The organism is Neoalteromonas flava (assembly GCF_002807685.1).
Classification (GTDB): Bacteria; Pseudomonadota; Gammaproteobacteria; order Enterobacterales; family Alteromonadaceae; genus Alteromonas_E; species Alteromonas_E flava.
On the sequence record NZ_PEAX01000022.1, the window covers coordinates 1 to 1,536 of the forward strand.

2 protein-coding genes are annotated in these 1,536 nt (G+C 43.2%); both read right to left on the minus strand.

All coding sequences use genetic code 11. The features are described from left to right. Positions 1-241 precede the first annotated feature (241 nt). The gene (locus tag CSH92_RS16945) at positions 242-508 is read right to left on the minus strand and encodes a hypothetical protein (protein WP_100658837.1); all 267 of its coding nucleotides are present in this window, start codon (positions 506-508) and stop codon (positions 242-244) included. Positions 509-1,052: 544 nt separating this feature from the next. Then, on the minus strand, positions 1,053-1,319 hold the full coding sequence (locus CSH92_RS17435) for an excalibur calcium-binding domain-containing protein (RefSeq protein ID WP_100658782.1): 267 nt from the start codon (positions 1,317-1,319) through the stop codon (positions 1,053-1,055). Between the last annotated feature and the right edge of the window lie 217 nt (positions 1,320-1,536).

A 1,536-nucleotide genomic window follows, 5' to 3' on the forward strand; every position in this document is an offset into this window, starting at 1 on the left:
TTGAAACAAGCCAACGATAAAAATTGGTGAAAAGACCACGCCCATAGCTAAAACTATTACTGGAACGGCAAACCCTGCGAAAAATTCAAGCAGATACAAAAAACGCTTTGTAGCAGACATGGCACCTAACGCCCCGCATAAAGGGCAGATAGCTGTGGGCTAAAATTGCGCGCAGCGCGAGCCCACAGGTAGATGTCCGTGCGAGCGCAGCGAGTTTTGATGCGATTGTTAGGTACGTTGCTCACCAAAGCTGCTCTCTCCAACTTGTTTCTTTGATTGTCTTGTATTTTCCTGCCACAGATCTAACAGCAAATATGGCTCCGAAAAAGCCCGCTATTAACAAGCAACACCAGAACAAAATCAATCCTAGTTCATTTATTACTTCTATTGCAGCAAATTTACCTGCAAGAGCTATTGGTGCAGCTACAAGAAGTCCAAACAATATAGCAGTAACACACACGATGAATGATTTTGGAGAATTCTTTGTAAAAAAAGCTTTTCTTTTCAAATTAACTCCGAGTACCTAACGCCCCGCATAAAGGGCAGCTAGCTGTGGGCTAAAATCGCGTGCAGCGCGAGCCCACAGGTAGATGTCCGCGCGAACGAAGTGAGTTTTGATGCGTTTGTTAGGTGACATTGCTACTAACTTCCTCTGTTACATCCCCGAATAGCGTTAAGTTTGGCAATTAGGCGCAGCCCTTGGACATGTTGTTTTAATCCCTAATTCATCAGAAAAATGAGAGCTTAGGTAAAAGATAACAACCAATACGATAGTGCCATATATGAAAATAAGGAAGCCTTTCACTCTAAACTGTCCATTAAACAAACCTTTACTGAAGTTAGCTAATCCGCTCGCTGTATATAGAAAGAGCACTAACATTACTATTAAGATTATGCTTCCAATGGCTCCCATATCTCGACTTTTACTCCATGTCTCCTAACGCCCCGCATAAAGGGCAGATAGCTGTGGGCTATAATTGCGCGCAGCGCGAGCCCACAGGTAGATGTCCGCGCGAGCGCAGCGAGTTTTAATGCGATTGTTAGGTACGTTGCTAAAACTGCCTTTCACAAGGTATTCCATCATTGTCACCATCCATTTTTGTATTTGGGCAATTTTCTAGAAAGAATTTAGCTTCTTCATAAGATGTCATTTGACTACAATATTGTCTACCGTCACAGCTGAATGACGAGGGGCTGGGCTTAATGAATGCCTCTTTTGGGGGCGTTGGAGACTGTAATTTTGCTGCATTTTGTTTGCTTTTTGAGTAAGTAATTACAGCTACCGCAACGATACAGAGAATTAAGAACTTCTTCAGCATTTAGTATTCCTCCTTGAGTACCTAACACTAAGCTAACGGGCAGTGACGTAGCGGCATAATCGCGAAGCGCCGCTGCGTTACTGTCCCAGTGAACGAGTTAAGCGCTTTGTTAGCTGCCGAGGTGTTTGATATGGAAATAGAACTTGCTCTGCTCAAGAATGAGCTCAACTTTTTTACCAAGATCAATAACAACTTCCGCCTGAATTTCATAATCGTC

Bases quoted from the DNA above. Each gene is read 5' to 3' on its own strand.
- CSH92_RS17435 (WP_100658782.1), bottom strand. From the start codon at position 1,319: ATGCTGAAGAAGTTCTTAATTCTCTGTATCGTTGCGGTAGCTGTAATT.